We start from the raw sequence: 664 nt of genomic DNA, 5'->3' as shown, positions 1-664 counted from the left end.
CACCAACCGGCTCGCGCAGAGTGTAGGCGTGGAATTCCGCGTCGGGCGCGAACGGCATCGAAACGTTCACCGTCGACCCTTCGATCTTGGTCGCCCAGCCGGCGTAATAGCGGAATACATCCGCCGCAAACTCGGTGTCGACGACCTGCGCGATAGTCGCGGACTTGCCGTTGTCGAGCGATTCCAGCTGACCGAAGATCTCGGCCCGCTCCGACAGCAGATCACCGATCCGCCAGATGAGTCGTTCGCGCTGATTGGACTTCAACCTCGACCAGGGGCCGTCGAACGCGGCGCGCGCCGCCCGTACCGCGGCATCGATGTCGGCCGCCTCGCCATGCGCCACGTCGGCGAGTTTCCCGCCCGTAGCGGGGTCGTACGTGGCGAAGGTTCGCCCTGACCTGGCAGCCACCCATTCCCCGTTGATGAGCAGTTTTCCGGTGCCGGAAAGAAACTCCTTCACCCTGGGCTGCGGCTGGACTTCTGCTACCGCCGTCATCCTGATGCCTCCTGACGTCGCGCTCTTCGCATGTGGTCTGAACTACACCAACGCTAGGGACGCGACGCGGCTGCGAAGTGTTCAGGAAATGGACAGTCCGCCGTCGGTGATCCGCAATGCCTTGAGCCTGGCATACAAAGTGGTGCGGCTGATGCCCAGATCTTGCGC

The 664-nt window shown here is 63.6% G+C and carries 1 protein-coding gene; it reads right to left on the bottom strand.

The features are described 5' to 3' along the window. Positions 1-496 (bottom strand): aldehyde dehydrogenase family protein (locus IU459_RS37445; protein WP_195134296.1); only part of this gene is annotated, 496 nt, incomplete at its 3' end. Between the last annotated feature and the right edge of the window lie 168 nt (positions 497-664).

The organism is Nocardia amamiensis (assembly GCF_015477605.1).
Taxonomy (GTDB): Bacteria; Actinomycetota; Actinomycetes; order Mycobacteriales; family Mycobacteriaceae; genus Nocardia; species Nocardia amamiensis_A.
The sequence above is the reverse complement of the archived record's forward strand: the minus strand, read 5'-3'. Positions and strand labels throughout refer to the sequence as shown.